This window comes from Crocosphaera sp. Alani8, assembly GCF_038442745.1.
Lineage (GTDB): Bacteria > Cyanobacteriota > Cyanobacteriia > Cyanobacteriales > Microcystaceae > Crocosphaera.
The window spans coordinates 1-14,297 of record NZ_JARVCN010000040.1 but is presented as its reverse complement, the minus strand read 5'-3'; the positions used below and the strand labels follow the sequence as shown (position 1 = coordinate 14,297).

At 33.6% G+C, this 14,297-nt stretch carries 15 protein-coding genes; 3 read left to right on the top strand and 12 right to left on the bottom strand.

Annotated elements, in window-relative coordinates:
* Window positions 1-37: 37 nt before the first annotated feature.
* The 5 genes from P9B04_RS03325 to P9B04_RS03305 all read right to left on the bottom strand — a co-directional run bounded on the left by P9B04_RS03325 (window position 38) and on the right by P9B04_RS03305 (window position 5,231).
* On the bottom strand, window positions 38-274 hold the full coding sequence (locus P9B04_RS03325) for a DUF29 family protein (protein WP_342053578.1): 237 nt from the start codon (window positions 272-274) through the stop codon (window positions 38-40).
* 390 nt (window positions 275-664) lie between these two features.
* Complete coding sequence (locus P9B04_RS03320; protein WP_342053577.1) at window positions 665-1,240, bottom strand: Uma2 family endonuclease; 576 nt, start codon at window positions 1,238-1,240, stop codon at window positions 665-667.
* A 37-nt stretch (window positions 1,241-1,277) separates the two neighbouring features.
* Window positions 1,278-1,853, bottom strand: a complete 576-nt coding sequence (locus tag P9B04_RS03315; RefSeq protein ID WP_342053576.1) for a Uma2 family endonuclease — start codon at window positions 1,851-1,853, stop codon at window positions 1,278-1,280.
* Between the two features lie 100 nt (window positions 1,854-1,953).
* Window positions 1,954-4,980 (bottom strand): exonuclease subunit SbcC, encoded by a 3,027-nt coding sequence (gene sbcC, locus P9B04_RS03310; protein ID WP_342053575.1) that lies wholly within the window; start codon window positions 4,978-4,980, stop codon window positions 1,954-1,956.
* A gap of 47 nt (window positions 4,981-5,027) precedes the next feature.
* Window positions 5,028-5,231, bottom strand: coding sequence for a hypothetical protein (locus P9B04_RS03305; RefSeq protein WP_342053579.1), 204 nt, complete (start codon window positions 5,229-5,231; stop codon window positions 5,028-5,030).
* A 243-nt stretch (window positions 5,232-5,474) separates the two neighbouring features.
* Between P9B04_RS03305 and P9B04_RS03300 the strand changes: the two genes are divergently transcribed.
* Window positions 5,475-5,846, top strand: coding sequence for a hypothetical protein (locus P9B04_RS03300; protein WP_446717964.1), 372 nt, complete (start codon window positions 5,475-5,477; stop codon window positions 5,844-5,846).
* A 10-nt stretch (window positions 5,847-5,856) separates the two neighbouring features.
* Here P9B04_RS03300 and P9B04_RS03295 read toward each other — a convergent pair whose 3' ends face one another.
* Complete coding sequence (locus P9B04_RS03295) at window positions 5,857-6,906, bottom strand: D-alanine--D-alanine ligase family protein (RefSeq protein WP_342053573.1); 1,050 nt, start codon at window positions 6,904-6,906, stop codon at window positions 5,857-5,859.
* A 134-nt stretch (window positions 6,907-7,040) separates the two neighbouring features.
* On the opposite strand from P9B04_RS03295, the gene P9B04_RS03290 reads away from it, so the two are divergent.
* On the top strand, window positions 7,041-8,978 hold the full coding sequence (locus P9B04_RS03290) for a S9 family peptidase (protein WP_342053572.1): 1,938 nt from the start codon (window positions 7,041-7,043) through the stop codon (window positions 8,976-8,978).
* Complete coding sequence (locus tag P9B04_RS03285) at window positions 8,968-10,041, top strand: AI-2E family transporter (RefSeq protein WP_342053571.1); 1,074 nt, start codon at window positions 8,968-8,970, stop codon at window positions 10,039-10,041. Before P9B04_RS03290 ends, P9B04_RS03285 begins: the two co-directional genes overlap by 11 nt.
* 92 nt (window positions 10,042-10,133) lie before the next feature.
* On the opposite strand, the gene P9B04_RS03280 is transcribed toward P9B04_RS03285, so the two are convergent.
* From P9B04_RS03280 to P9B04_RS03255, 6 genes are read right to left on the bottom strand one after another with little or no spacing between them, the layout of a single operon-like run.
* Window positions 10,134-10,745 carry a class I SAM-dependent methyltransferase gene (locus P9B04_RS03280; protein WP_342053570.1) on the bottom strand — a complete coding sequence of 204 codons (612 nt, stop codon included), beginning with the start codon at window positions 10,743-10,745 and terminating at the stop codon, window positions 10,134-10,136.
* An 8-nt stretch (window positions 10,746-10,753) separates the two neighbouring features.
* Window positions 10,754-11,347 carry a TerD family protein gene (locus P9B04_RS03275; RefSeq protein ID WP_342053569.1) on the bottom strand — a complete coding sequence of 198 codons (594 nt, stop codon included), beginning with the start codon at window positions 11,345-11,347 and terminating at the stop codon, window positions 10,754-10,756.
* A 9-nt stretch (window positions 11,348-11,356) separates the two neighbouring features.
* On the bottom strand, window positions 11,357-11,935 hold the full coding sequence (locus tag P9B04_RS03270) for a TerD family protein (protein WP_342053568.1): 579 nt from the start codon (window positions 11,933-11,935) through the stop codon (window positions 11,357-11,359).
* Window positions 11,936-11,975: 40 nt separating this feature from the next.
* On the bottom strand, window positions 11,976-12,554 hold the full coding sequence (locus tag P9B04_RS03265; RefSeq protein WP_342053567.1) for a TerD family protein: 579 nt from the start codon (window positions 12,552-12,554) through the stop codon (window positions 11,976-11,978).
* A 37-nt stretch (window positions 12,555-12,591) separates the two neighbouring features.
* Window positions 12,592-13,164: a salt stress protein, Slr1339 family gene (locus P9B04_RS03260; protein ID WP_342053566.1), complete on the bottom strand. Its 573-nt coding sequence runs from the start codon at window positions 13,162-13,164 to the stop codon at window positions 12,592-12,594.
* Between the two features lie 50 nt (window positions 13,165-13,214).
* On the bottom strand, window positions 13,215-14,222 hold the full coding sequence (locus tag P9B04_RS03255; protein ID WP_342053565.1) for an acyltransferase family protein: 1,008 nt from the start codon (window positions 14,220-14,222) through the stop codon (window positions 13,215-13,217).
* Window positions 14,223-14,297 lie beyond the last annotated feature (75 nt).

Here is a 14,297-nt window from a genome sequence, read left to right as displayed (position 1 = left end):
TATCCTATCTATATTAGCGCATGATTCAACTTATATTCTAGCTAAAGTCCCAATATTCAAAATTATAATGACAAACATCAGGTAATTTAACATTATACAGTCTTAAAACTTTACGTTTTGCGAGTTCATATTCAGGTTCAAGATGAATTTTATTTAAAAGTGTTTTCGTTAATCTTCTTTCAATTTCATATTGAAAGTCATCTATTCCATTAATCCAATGATTTCTAGATAACTTTTCATTAGTATAATCTAACTTAAATCTATAGATAATTATTAAGATAAGAGTTGGATGGGTTAGATGACTATAATCTAGATTATAACGATAATATATGAATCTTTATCTTAACTCACTCCGAACTGCAAACAACTTTAATGTGGATGCTATCCCACTGTTACTGTTAGTATTCGCATTAGTCTGTTCTATTTTTATCCTGATATCAATACTAATTCGATTTCAAAGAACGTAAAAAAAATTAATTGCTGAATACTGTAGAAAAGAACAATATTTAATTGAACTATAAACTTTTTAGGAGCATAATATTATTATTTCAAATACTTTATGATTAAGCTCAATTTTTATTATTAGCGGATCGGTTTAATACTGTTAAAACCATGCTTAACTGTTGACAATATCAAGGTTTTGTTGTAAAAATTAATATTTTTTCTACCAAATTAATTCTAAATCTAAGACAAAATCAGGTAATACATCTTCCCCTGATAAAGTCGTTGGATTATCTAATATTTCTACTTCTTTTCCTTGTCGATAAATTTCTACTTGTTTAGCTTTTGGATTAATTAACCATCCTAGCATTGTGCCAGTTTCTAAATACTCTTTCATCTTATTTTGTAACGTCTTTAAACTATCACTAGGAGAACGTAATTCAATAACAAAATCAGGACATAAAGGTAAGAACTTTTGACGCTGTTGAGGGGTTAAATTATTCCATTTTTCTAGAGGTATCCAAGACGCATCGGGGGATCTATCTGCCTTATTTGGTAATGTAAACCCTGCTGATGAATCAAAAGTAATACCTAATTTATTTTTAAGATTCCAGGCGTAAAGTTGATAATTGATTGAACTATTTCTGTTACTTGTTTCGCCTCCAGTTGGTGGCATAATTAGTATATCTCCATTGCTATTTCTTTCAAACCTTAAATCCCGATTATCTTGACACAGTTGAAAAAATTGCTCATCTGTCATTTGTAAAGAATCGCAGTTGATTTCTAGAGGATTAATCATAATTTATTTACCTCAATAACATAACCTTAATTTAATTTTACCAAATTGATTCTAAATCTAATACAAAATCAGGTAATATATCTTCCCCTGGTAATATTTTGGGATTATCTAATATCTCTACTTCTTTCCCTTGTCTATAAACCTCCACTTGTTTAGCTTTTGGATTAATTAAACATCCCAATTTTGTCCCATTTTCTAGATATTCTTTCATTTTATTTTGTAACGTCTTTAAACTATCACTGGGAGAACGCAATTCAATGACAAAATCAGGACATAAAGGTAAGAACTTTTGACGCTGTTGAGAGGTTAAGTTATTCCATTTTTCTAGAGGTATCCATGAAGCATCGGGGGATCTATCTGCCTTATTTGGTAATGTAAATCCTCCAGAAGAATCAAAAGCAATTCCTGTTTTATCTTGATCTGTCCATATTCCTAATTGTTGTATAATTTTCAGATTGCTGTTGCTTGTTTCTCCTCCAGTTGGTGGCATAATTAATATATCTCCATTGCTATTTCTTTCAAACCTTAAGTCACGATTGTCTTGACACAGTTGAAAAAATTGCTCATCTGTCATTTGTAAGGAATCACAGTTTATTTCTATAGAATTAGCCATAATTACTTAACCTCGATAACACAACCTTAATTTAATATTACCAAATTAATTTTCAAAATAACATAAAATTAAACTACAGACTTTACCTCTGTCAAGACACCTAACTAACTAAATTAATTTTTGATCCTTGATTAGTTTTATATACTTCAATACGATGTTGAAAAGCTTCTTTAAATTGGGGCATATGGGTGACAGCTAAAATACAATAGAAGTCAGAAGAAATAGCATTAATAGCTGCGATTAAACGCTCGCAACCTTCCGCATCTTGAGTTCCAAAACCTTCATCTATAATTAGCATTTGTAGTGTGGTTCCTGCTCGTTGTGCTAATAATTTAGCTAAAGCTAAGCGAACAGAAAAGTTAATCCTAAATGCTTCCCCACCTGAGTAAGTTTCATAGGCACGACTCCCTTTATCATCTGAGATAATAATATCTAATGTGTCTATCATTTTAGTAGATTTTTTTCGAGAAGACCCACTTTTTCCTACCTTTTGGGTTACAAATCTGATATGGAACTGGTTACCTGTTAATCGTGATAAAATCTGATTTGTTTCTGCTTCTAATTGTGGTAAAACGTTTTCAATCATCAACAATTGAATACCATTTTTACTAAAAGCTGTAGTTAACTCTGTGTATACTCGATATTGTTTGCGAACTTTATTATATTGTTTTTCTTGTTCTTGTTGATCTTTTTTTAAGCTGTCTAATTGAGATAAAGATTGTTCAATTTTTCCTCGTTCTGCAAGTAGATTGTCTAATGTTTTTCTTTGTTCTTTTAGTTTTGTTTCTAAGATTTTAATTTCTTGGCTATGATCTTCAATAGTATCTAGTTGAGATGATAACTGTTCGATAAATTTTTCTGTATTTTCTTGTTCCTCTTTGTTGTTGTCAATTCTTATGGAAATGTTTGCAAACTGTTCTTGTAATCGAGGATATTGTTCTTTTATGTCTTGCAATTTCTGATAATCAATGACACAAGATTGGGACTTACGAATGTAACTAGAAATTCTTTGATGATAAGCTCTATCGTAATTTAAGTCTTTTATTTCTTTTTCTATATTATTAGCATCCTGTGTAAGTTTTGAATCGGTTTCTAGATTTTTTAGTTCTGTTTCTAAATGTTCAATTTGTGCTATGATTTCGGGTTTTTGTTGAGATATTTTTCTTCGATCACGAATAGCATCTTCTACTTTAGATTGCTTAATTTCTGCCCATCTTAGTCTGTCCACTTCTCCTCTAGTTAACCCGTGACTTTGCTCATCGTAGTTAAGTTGCTCTAGTCGCATATTAATAGTTTCAAGATCCCGTTGTGTTTCTATTCCGTATGTTTCTGTTGCGATTAGGTTGTTGATACATTCCTTTTCTTTATGCAACTTTTTTAACTTAACTTTTACTTCCCCTGCTTGATCAAGCTGAGCTTCTATTTGAGAAAATTCTTGTTGAATATTACCCAATTTTTGGAGGTTAGTATCTAACTGTTTATCCTCAATAATTAATGATTTAATATTGCGTTGCATAACAGATATTTCCTCTTGCAAAATCCAAATCTGTTCTTGCAAGGTTTGCTGCTCTTGATGAGTCTTGTTAATAACACTATGACGACGACTTTCATCTAGTTTTTGCTCACACAAAGGACAGATAGAATCAGGATTACTTAGTAGGTTGACTTTTTGCTGTAGTTCTTCTATTTTTTCAATGCAATGCTCCTTATTTATGACTAGTTTCTCTTGGATAATTTTTTTTTCCTGGGATTTTTCTCTAATCCTTTTTTGATACACTTTTTGATTGTCAATTTCCTGTATCTCATTATCTAATTTTAAAAGGAGTTGTCTTCTTTCTGGTATTTTACCTAATTCTTGATTGTATTGAATTTCTAAATTGTTATATTGTTCTAGCTTAGCTTCTAAATTTGCTTTTATTTTTTCCAATTCTGTTTCTAATTTTTGCTTTTGTTTTAATAAAGGGGCGACTTTGTGTTGTAATTTGTCTAATTCTTGTAACCTTTGACGATGATGGGTCAATTTTTGGACAGCTACCTTAATATCCTCGGATTGATTAATTATTTTTTGTAAATTTTTTTCAGTCTCTTCCAACTGCTGTAACCCAGTTTTTTCTCGATTAATCTTGAGTTGCAGTTGATTATTTATCGTCAAAATTTCTTTTTCTAGTTTTTGTTTTTTCTGTTGCAGTTCTTGTGATAGTTGAAATTTATTAGATAGGTTTTCTTCTTGTTTTTGTAAAATTAACAACTCTTCATATTTTTCTGTTATTTCTTTTTCTTGATCGATTATGATTTCTGCTTCGTGAATTCTCTCCCCCAATTCAGTTTTTTCTTGAGACAATTTTTGAGTTTCTTTTTCCAATATTTGCCATTTATTCTGGTGCCATTTTAATTGTTCTAACCAAGCTTGCCGATGACTGTCTTTTTCTGTAATTTTCTGTGATTTTTCTCTATCTATTTGCTGTACGTCTCGTAGTTTTTCAATTGCTTCATTAGTAGTTTCTAGTTGGTTATTAATATTTTTTCTGTCTTCTATCTGTTGGTTTATCTTATCTAAGCTGAATTTAATTTGTTCAAATTGTCCTTTATATTGCTTAGATAAATCTTTTGCTTTTTCCGCTAAGGTTTGATATTGATCTAATTTTAATAATTCAGCTAAAACTTTTTTTCTTTCTGTTGCTCCCCGTAACATAAATTCATCAGCCCTTCCTTGTCGTAGATAAGCTGAATTAATAAAAGTATCGTAATCTAATTTTAAGGTGGAAATAATAATATCCTGGGTAGCCCTAACCCCTTTTCCATTCAAAGATATAAATCCACTACTACTATTAATTTGAAAGTCTAAACTATTATTTTTTCCTCTTGGACGACTACGAATAATACGATAAGTTTGCTCATAACAAATAAACTGGAAATCAACTCTAACGTACTCTGCACCAGTATGAATTATATCTTCATCGGAGGCGGTTCTACTTTTTCCCCAAATTGTCCAAGTTATTGCTTCTAATAAAGAGGATTTTCCTGCGCCATTTGACCCACAAATACAAGCTGTGTGTAATCCTCTAAAATCGAGGGCGATATCTCGATAACTCAAGAAATTTTTTAGGGTAAGTTGCAAAGGAATCATGTCAAAAAGTTAGTGAGCAAAAGTTATCATTGCAAAGCTTCAGTTATCTAGTTTAAGGATATTAATTTCAGGATTTCTGAGGAATATCGGCTAACTTCTACAACTGCCGATAAATTGGAGATTGTCTCTAAAGTTGGAGCCGGAATCATTTCTCCTCGAAAGTCTAATAACTGGACAATAACTAAATATGCAATTGCTAAAAAAACAGAAATGGCACCAGTAATAACAGCGACAATTTTACCTTGATTCATGTTTCCTTTTTCTCCTATAAAACTAGGTAACTTTTGGGAGTGCTAGATGAACAACCCATAGACATATTTATGCCGTGGGCTATGATCTCTAAACTTATGTTAACTCATTAAAATGGATTAGTTGAAAAGTAAACCTAACATCAATTATCATTAGGGTATAAATAAACCCATAAGCTCCAAAATATTGAGTGTGGCTATGGGTCGTTGCTTTAGGCACGGAGTTTAACACAGACAATGTCCTCTATGGAACCTAATCAGCCCCTAAGCCCTGACGAGGAATTTGAAACTACTTTGATGGAAGTAGAGCGATCGCTAATTAAGGTTAAGGAACGCTACAAAACAGTTCAACAGGCTCAAAAACAGAAGTTAGACTTAGAAGAGAGGTTAAACACTGTCCCCTCAGAAGATACTACAGAATTGGAAAAAATCAAAGAGGAAATCCAACAGTTAACCATTGATCTAGAAACTAATTTGTTAAACGATCAAGACCTAAATACTCTATTTTGGCAGGGAATTCGTCAAGGGTTATTAGGAGAGGTGTTTTGGCAAATTATTCGTTTTGGTGGGTTAGGGGTTATTTTGGGATGGTTATTAAGAACTTGGGCTGGTAAATGAAATAATAAGTTTATTTTTCTAGTGCTAATTGTATTAATTGATCCACTAATTGTTCAAAACTTATGCCTGTTGCTTGCCACAATTGCGGATACATACTAAACTTAGTAAATCCTGGTAAAGTATTAATTTCATTGAGGTAAATTGCTTGGGTTTCTTCCACATAAAAAAAGTCCACTCTCGCTAAACCAGCAGCATCAACTGTTTTAAAAGCTTGGACAGCCATCTCTTGAATTTGAGCGACAATTTTTTCTGGTAAACTAGCAGGAATATGTACTTGAGAACGACCTTCTGTATACTTAGTTTCGTAGTCGTAAAAATCGCCATCAAAGGTAATTTCCCCCACCACAGATGCTTTGGGGTTATCATTACCTAAAACAGCACATTCTAACTCTCTAGCTGTGACTCCTAACTCGATGACTATACGTCTGTCGTAACTAGCTGCGTTGTCTAAGGCTTTTTCTAGCTCAGAATGCGATCGCACCTTGGCAATACCCACCGATGATCCTAGATTAGCTGGTTTAACAAAGCAAGGATACCCCAACGCAGCTTCGATGTCGTCGCAAAGTTTAGGAAAGATACAAGGGTTAGACCAGATTTGCGATCGCTCAACTGCCCTATACTTAACTTGAGGTAGTTCGGCTTCAGCAAAGGCCATTTTCATAGCAATTTTATCCATGCCTACCGCCGATCCTAACACCCCACTGCCCACAAAAGGAACCTGCATCAGAGTCAATAAACCTTGAATGGTTCCATCTTCTCCGTTGGGTCCGTGTAACACAGGAAACCACACATCTACCTCTTGGACGGAGAGAGGAAACTTCCATAGTTCAGATGGGTTGGTGTGTTCAGGAGAGGAAGGAATTTTGGTTTCTAGGACTTTATTCGCTATGTCTTCTGCAGCCCAGACACCATTTTTTTGAATGTATACGGGAAGTATATCATATTTATTGGCATTTTCTCCTGTTTGCAATGCTTGGGCAATAGCTTGTGCTGAATTAATGGAAACTTCGTGTTCTCCTGATCGCCCACCAAATAATAATCCCACCCGTATTTTAACCATTGTCACTACTCCCGTGCTTTTCTCGTTGATTATCGTTATAATTGACCGTTGTTATAGGTTCGACGTTCCCTGAAAATTATTCACCTTAAAGTAACGTAAGATATTCTCAATCTTAATCCTCAAAATCTTCAATTATGTCACCTTCCATAATAGCTCCTTTTGGTTCCTGGAAATCTCCGATCACATCTGATTTAATTGTTGCTCAAAGCATTTCTTTAGGAGGTGTTGTTTTTGATAATAATGATATTTATTGGTTAGAAGGAAGACCCCAAGAAAAGGGACGCAATGTATTAGTTAAATATAGTCCTGATGGTCAAATCACCGAAATTACTCCTCAACCTTTTAATGTTCGTACTCGTGTTCACGAATATGGAGGCGGTGCTTTTTTAGTTGATAATGGTGTGGTTTATTTTGTTAATTATCAAGATCAACGCATTTATCAACAATTACCCAACGAGGAGGCAAAACCTTTAACCCCTGAAAATCAATGTCGTTATGCAGATTTTATTTTAGATACCAATCTAAATCGTCTAATTAGTGTGTGTGAAGATCATAGTAATCCTGATAGGGAATGTGAAAACAAAATTGTTGCTATTGATATTAATACAGGAGAAATAACCACTCTTATTGAGGGAGATGATTTCTATTCGTCTCCCCGTTTAAATCCCGATGGAAAACAACTTGCTTGGATTAGTTGGAATCATCCTAATATGCCTTGGGATGGGACGAAACTATGGTTAGCAAATGTCGAAACTGATGGAGCATTAAAGGAGATAAAATGGATTGCAGGGGACGTAGATGAGTCCATAAATGAACCTAAATGGTCACCAGATGGTCAACTATTCTATGTCAGCGATCAGTCTGGTTGGGCCAATGTTTATTGTTATCAATCTAACCTTAATAACGTTCCAATTTTCCCTTTTACGGCTGAATTTTCTTATCCTCATTGGGTATTTGGATTATGTACTTATGCTTTTGTATCGAAGGAGAAAGTCATTTGCACTTATACTCAGGATGGTAGATGGTATCTAGGAGTTTTAAATATTCCTGATAAACAGCTAAGTATTTTGGAACTTCCTTACAGTAATATCGGCTCTCTTCACAGTCGGGGTAATCAGGCTGTATTCGTTGCATCATCGTCTTTAGAGCCAACATCAGTTGTTCATTTAGATTTAGGTTTGGAGAAAACTAAAATATTAAAGCGTTCTAGTCAAATTGATATCGATTCTGATTATTTTTCTGAACCAGAATTAATAGAATTTCCCACAGAAAATGGACTAAAAGCCTATGCTTGGTATTATGCTCCAAAGAACAAAGACTATAGTTTTCCTGAGCAGGAATTACCTCCTCTATTAGTTAAAAGTCATGGGGGTCCTACTGCGTCAGCAACTCCTAGCTTTAGCTTAAAAATACAGTATTGGACAAGCAGAGGATTTGGTTATCTAGATGTTAACTATGGGGGAAGTACAGGGTTTGGAAAAGCTTACCGTCAACGGTTAGAGAAAAACTGGGGAGTTGTGGATGTTAATGATTGCATTAATGGAGCAAAATATTTGGTTGAACAAGGGAAAGTAGATGGCGATCGCTTGGCTATTTCTGGAGGAAGTGCCGGCGGTTATACAACTTTAGCTGCATTAACTTTTAATGATACTTTTAAAGCAGGAGCCAGTTATTATGGGATTGGAGATTTAGAATCATTGGCAAAAGATACTCATAAATTTGAGTCTCGCTACCTAGATAAACTTATAGGTAAGTATCCTGAAGAGAAGGAAATATACGAACAGCGATCGCCGATTAATTTTACAGATCAATTGAATTGTCCTGTCATATTTTTTCAAGGATTAGAGGATAAAGTTGTTCCACCTAATCAAGCAGAAATGATGGTGGAATCCCTATCAAAAAAAGGAATTTCTGTTGCCTATGTTCCCTTTGAAGGAGAACAACACGGATTTCGGCAAGCTGATAATATCAAGTACGCCTTGGATAGTGAATTCTATTTTTATTCTCGTATTTTTAACTTTACTCCTGCTGATAATTTACAATCTATTACTATATTAAATTATGATTCCTAAGCAAAAAATTGCTCTTTCTTTGTCTAATTTGTTTCTTATTGGTGGGGCAGCATTCTTACTATTGTTATTATGGCAACTCAAGGGATTAATTATAATCCTTATGATTGCTGTGGTTATCTCATCTACTCTAAGTCCTTTAGTAAAAAGTGTCGAAGATAGTGGTATACCTCGCTGGTTTTCTGTTATTTTCGTTTATCTAATGTTATTGTTGCTGTTAACAGGAATAGGTTTATTATTGGGACCGACAATAATAACACAGCTTCAACGTCTATTAGAGAAGTTTCCAGTATATATAGAAACTCTTAGTAAACAGATTCAATTGTTTATGACAGATAAAAGTTTTACAGAACCAGAAATTATTAACTTCATCAATCAACAGTTTAATTTACAATCTATTATCTCCTGGACATTTAAATCAAGTCAACAATTATTAATCGGTGTTAGTGGTTTAACAAGGGGTATTGTGGGGGGGGTGCTTAATGTATTCTTAGCCATTTTATTATCTGGTTATATGCTGTCAGGTTCTCAAAAATTAATTAATGGCATTGTTAGCTTATTTCCTACTCCTTGGAATTACAAATTGAAAGACCAAGTTATACCAGTTAGTCAGAGAATGGGAGGATATATCCAAGGAAGATTATTAGTTTCTTTTATTCTGGGTTTAGCAGTCAGTTTGGGGTTAAAGTTTTTAGGGATAGGAGAGTTTGCATTAGGGTTGGGAACTATTGCTGGAATTACTAATTTAATACCTTTTTTTGGACCTGTTTTAGGCTCCATTCCGGCTCTAATTGTAGCAGTTGCTCAAGGAGGATGGTTGTTTCTTTGGGTACTGTTACTATTTCTAATTATCCAAAATTTGGAAACTTATGTACTCGATCCTTTATTGGTTGGTTCCTCGGTTAATGTCCCTCCTTTATATCAATTATTAGCTGTATTAAGCGGAGTTCAATTACTAGGAATTTTGGGTGCTTTAATTCTTCCTCCGTGGGTTGCGGGGGCCGGGGTATTATTAAAAAATCTTTATTTAATTCCTAAATTAGAAGCAGAAAAAGAAAATAGTTAATATATTAATTAAGAAGTCTCAAATTGTCAGTCTATGATTAAACAAATCATAATACTGTTCAATGAAGTTGTGAAGTATGAGACAAGATAAGTTTAACTCCAGTTTTTAGCAAAAATGCTCAACAAAACTTGTCCTAATAGATAGTAATGATTTTCGGTTTTTAACTCTGCACTGTTAGCAAACTCTTCTCGTTTTTCAGGAGAATAGAATTGAATACCTCCGGGAGAAAAAGGCACAGAATTAGAAGAATACAATCGGGTATAGTCCACTAAATAAAATTTTCCCTGGGGTTTTAAAATACGACTAACTTCTCTGAAAACTTTTTGGGGATTGGGATAATGTAGAAAACTAATGGTATTAAATACCGCATCAAATTGATTATTGGCAAAAGGAAGGGATTCTGCATTCCCTTGAGTGAAAATTAAACGAGGATGATGTTGATTAGTTGCTCGCGCTTGCTTCAACATTTGAGGAGATAAATCTGCACCTATTCCCTGTAAGTTAGGAAAATTTTTGGCTAAACGATTCAATAAACGGCCAGTTCCACAACCTAAATCTAACACAAAAGAAGGATGAGGTAGATTGATATAGGATAAGAGTCTTTTGTGTAGGGATTGATAGAAAATGGTGGTAAAAATAATATCGTAGTTGGGAGCCCACCTATCAAAAAAAGAGGCTTTTTTCTCAAAAATTTCTTCGCTCATTGTTTTATTTAATAAAACTGGTTTGTCATTTCTTGTAATCCATCAACCATTATACCTTTACCCACTGCTACCATTTTCCATTCCCCTTCATCGCGGTAAACTTCTGCTAAAATCATGCCTATTTTCCCGTCGTATTCTTCTCCTAAAAGACTGTAACGAGCAATTTCTTGTTTGTTACTTAGATTAACCAAGCGAACAAAAGCATTTTTAACTTGTCCAAAGCTTTGTTGTCTTTGTTTAGCTTTATAGATATTGACAACAAAAACTAATTTAAAAATATCATCAGGAATGTTAGTTAAATCCACTAAAATTTGTTCGTCGTCCCCTTCTCCTTTCCCTGTTAAGTTATCCCCTAAATGAGTAATTGCTCCTGATGAATGGTTTAAGTTTCCGAAGTAGATAACGTCAGATTTACTCTTTAGTTTATCTCTGCTGGTTAAACATAGAACAGAAGCATCTAAGTCAAAATCGTTCCCTTTAAATAAACCAAAAAGACCTTTTGATTCACTTACATCCCACCCCAAACCACACATAACTTTAGTAAGTCCTGGGGCTTCTTTTTTGAGAGAAATTCTTTGTCCTTTTTTTAGGTTAATTGCCATGATTTTTTCCTAGTTATAATAACGATTTAAAATAGCTTGCAAACCCCCTTGATAACCAGAACCCACAGCACTCATGCGCCATTCGCCATCTTTTTTATAGATTTCTGCAATAATTAAGGCTGTTTCGGTGGAATAATCTTCTGTTAGATCGTAGCGTAATACTTCATTTTTGGTTTGTACATCAACCAATCTAACAAAGGCATTTTGTATCTGTCCAAAGTTCTGACTTCTTTTGTCTGCTTCGTGAATCGTAACAACAAAAACTAACTTTTTAACTTCGTCGGGAATCTTGGTGAAGTTGACTAATACTACCTCGTCGTCTCCATCTCCTTCCCCTGTTAAATTATCCCCCATGTGTTCAACAGAATGCTCTGGATCAGGACTTTTCAAGTTATTATAAAATACGAGATGATTGTCAGAAATTAACTTTTCGTTTTCTCCTAACAAAAAGATGGAAACGTCGAGGTCATAATCGTTTCCGGTATCTACTTGTCTGACATCCCATCCCAACCCGACAAAGGCTGCTTTTAAACCAGGACTTGCTTTTTCTAAGGAAATTCTTTGACCTTTACTGAGTGAAATACCCATAATTGTTTGTTTTATCTTTGCTAATTTTGTATTAATGATTTTAACCAGAATAACGGTTAAGGATGGCTTGTAAACCACCCTGATATCCAGAACCAACGGCTGTCATACGCCATTCTCCGTCTTTGTTATAGATTTCTGCTGTAATTAATGCTGTTTCTATAGAATAGTCTTCTGTTAGATCGTAGCGTAATATTTCCTCTTTGGTTTGTACATTCACTAACCGAACAAAAGCGTTTTCTATTTGTCCAAAGTTTTGGCTTCTTTTGTCTGCTTCGTGGATAGTTACAACAAAAACTAATTTTTTAATTTCATCAGGAATCTTGGTAAAGTTGACTAATACTACTTCGTCGTCCCCTTCCCCTGCACCAGTTAGGTTATCTCCCATGTGTTCAACAGAATGGTCGTTATCGGGGCTTTTTAGGTTATTATAAAAGATAAGATGACTATCAGATACTAATTTCTCATTTTCTCCTAGTAAAAAAACAGAACAATCAATGTCAAAATCTTTTCCTGTATCGACTTTTTTAATATCCCATCCTAGTCCTACAAAGGCTGCTTTTAACCCAGGACTTGCTTTTTCTAAGGAAATTCTTTGACCTTTACTTAGTGAAATTGCCATAATAATTAATTAAGTTCTGGTAGTAGTTGAAACTTCTCTAGGGGGAAGCGTTTAAAACAGCTAGGTATTCTATAGCAGCCTCTAAGCGAGAAGGATAGTTATGGGAGAAAGACTCAAACCACAGTCCCTCATCAGAGTATTCGTCTAGATTCTCTAGCCATTTTTTCGCTTGGCGAGTCAATAGTTTTTGCTGCTGTTGCTTCCTTTGCTCAGTATAGCGTATTTCTTCCTGGTTTTGATGAGTAAACTTTTCCCTTTCTGCTTCTTGTTTTTGTTGGAATTTTTGTTTAAATTGATGTAAATTTTCGTTAACTTCTGGTTTGTTTCGAGTCAGCTTATGCTGCGGTGATTTTTGTTTTTGTTGCTGGAATTTGGACTTAAACTGTTGCAAATTTTCGTTAACTTCTGGTTTCTTTTGAGTAAGATTATGTGGCTGAGATTTTCCTTTTTGTTGTTGAAAATTGGATTTAAATTGTTGAAGTAGATTATCGCTGGAGTTAGCATTATTATTTGATTGATTCACTGTTTCTTTCTTCTCATCACCGTGTTGATGCTTAATTTGGTTAATTAAGTCATCAATATTAGATTCTCCTTGAAGTTTATTAATCATTTTCTTAGAGTTCAAACATTAGGCACTATAAACAGATTATAACTGATTCCTTATAGTTTGATAATCTTATAAAATCTATTGGTTAAGTTTTGTATACGAAAAGCGATGGGAAAAAGAATAAATAAAAGAACACAAAACCAGCCGAAATTGTAAGAGAGATTTATTTGTTTTAAGCCATAGATAAGTAAAGATAATAAAAACATATGAATTAAATACAAACTATAAGAAAATCCGTTGAGTTTAATTAAACTTTGATTTAAAAATCTAAAATTAAAGTTATATAGACTGAGAGCTAATAAGTTATAGCCGAAGAATGCTGGAATATCATTAAATATCTTTCCATAATTTCCCCCGAAAAGAGCCATTGAAGCATATATACTGGATAGTAAAATTCCTAATGGAATAGATAGTAGTAAGGGTATGCTGTGAAAATTTCTTTCGTCTTTAAAATATAATTGAGCTAGATATATACCTAAAACAAACACCCATAGATATTGTAAGAAAAAACTGTTCCAAACCCGTTCGTCAGCATGATCCGAAATGAATACAAGATAACTCCACATCAAAGATAAAGCGACAGAGCATATAAAAGCTCGAATTTTATAACGAGTAGTTAATGTAATAGCTAGGGGAAATATCAAATAAAATTGAATAATAGTTGAAATAAACCACAAATGATACCCGTAGCTAGTCATAATAGAATTATCAAACATTTTATACAAAAATAAATGACCTAAAAGCGCATATAGTCCGTCCTTATAAAGAGGAATAAAAAGATTAAAACAAGCAATAAAAATAACAAATATACTGTAAGGTATGTAAACTTTTAACAATCTTTTTCGATAAAAAATTAACCAGTTATTGATCGGTCTATTATAATGTGATAGAGCTAGACCAAATCCTGAAAGAAAAATGAAACTGTGAACACCACTTCCACCAAAATCTATAGCGTAATAAAAAACATTTGGTAATCCTTCTAGTCTGTCAAGGTAGTGCATTAAAACAATAGTTAAAATCGAAAAGCCCTTAAGAAAATTAACAACATCAAGTTTTTTCATTTAGTTATCTGGATTATTTTTATATATAGCAATCAGGAATGATTTATGAGAATGAAGATGGGGTTTTTTATAGAG

Excerpts from the sequence above, each read along its gene's own strand:
- P9B04_RS03300 (WP_446717964.1), top strand. The coding sequence starts at position 5,475 with ATGGAACCTAATCAGCCCCTAAGCCCTGACGAGGAATTTGAAACTACT.
- sbcC (WP_342053575.1), bottom strand. The coding sequence starts at position 4,980 with ATGATTCCTTTGCAACTTACCCTAAAAAATTTCTTGAGTTATCGAGAT.
- P9B04_RS03275 (WP_342053569.1), bottom strand. The coding sequence starts at position 11,347 with ATGGCAATTAACCTAAAAAAAGGACAAAGAATTTCTCTCAAAAAAGAA.
- P9B04_RS03255 (WP_342053565.1), bottom strand. The coding sequence starts at position 14,222 with ATGAAAAAACTTGATGTTGTTAATTTTCTTAAGGGCTTTTCGATTTTA.
- P9B04_RS03280 (WP_342053570.1), bottom strand. The coding sequence starts at position 10,745 with ATGAGCGAAGAAATTTTTGAGAAAAAAGCCTCTTTTTTTGATAGGTGG.
- P9B04_RS03260 (WP_342053566.1), bottom strand. The coding sequence starts at position 13,164 with ATGATTAATAAACTTCAAGGAGAATCTAATATTGATGACTTAATTAAC.
- P9B04_RS03290 (WP_342053572.1), top strand. The coding sequence starts at position 7,041 with ATGTCACCTTCCATAATAGCTCCTTTTGGTTCCTGGAAATCTCCGATC.
- P9B04_RS03305 (WP_342053579.1), bottom strand. The coding sequence starts at position 5,231 with ATGAATCAAGGTAAAATTGTCGCTGTTATTACTGGTGCCATTTCTGTT.
- P9B04_RS03320 (WP_342053577.1), bottom strand. The coding sequence starts at position 1,240 with ATGATTAATCCTCTAGAAATCAACTGCGATTCTTTACAAATGACAGAT.
- P9B04_RS03295 (WP_342053573.1), bottom strand. The coding sequence starts at position 6,906 with ATGGTTAAAATACGGGTGGGATTATTATTTGGTGGGCGATCAGGAGAA.
- P9B04_RS03285 (WP_342053571.1), top strand. The coding sequence starts at position 8,968 with ATGATTCCTAAGCAAAAAATTGCTCTTTCTTTGTCTAATTTGTTTCTT.
- P9B04_RS03265 (WP_342053567.1), bottom strand. The coding sequence starts at position 12,554 with ATGGCAATTTCACTAAGTAAAGGTCAAAGAATTTCCTTAGAAAAAGCA.
- P9B04_RS03270 (WP_342053568.1), bottom strand. The coding sequence starts at position 11,935 with ATGGGTATTTCACTCAGTAAAGGTCAAAGAATTTCCTTAGAAAAAGCA.
- P9B04_RS03315 (WP_342053576.1), bottom strand. The coding sequence starts at position 1,853 with ATGGCTAATTCTATAGAAATAAACTGTGATTCCTTACAAATGACAGAT.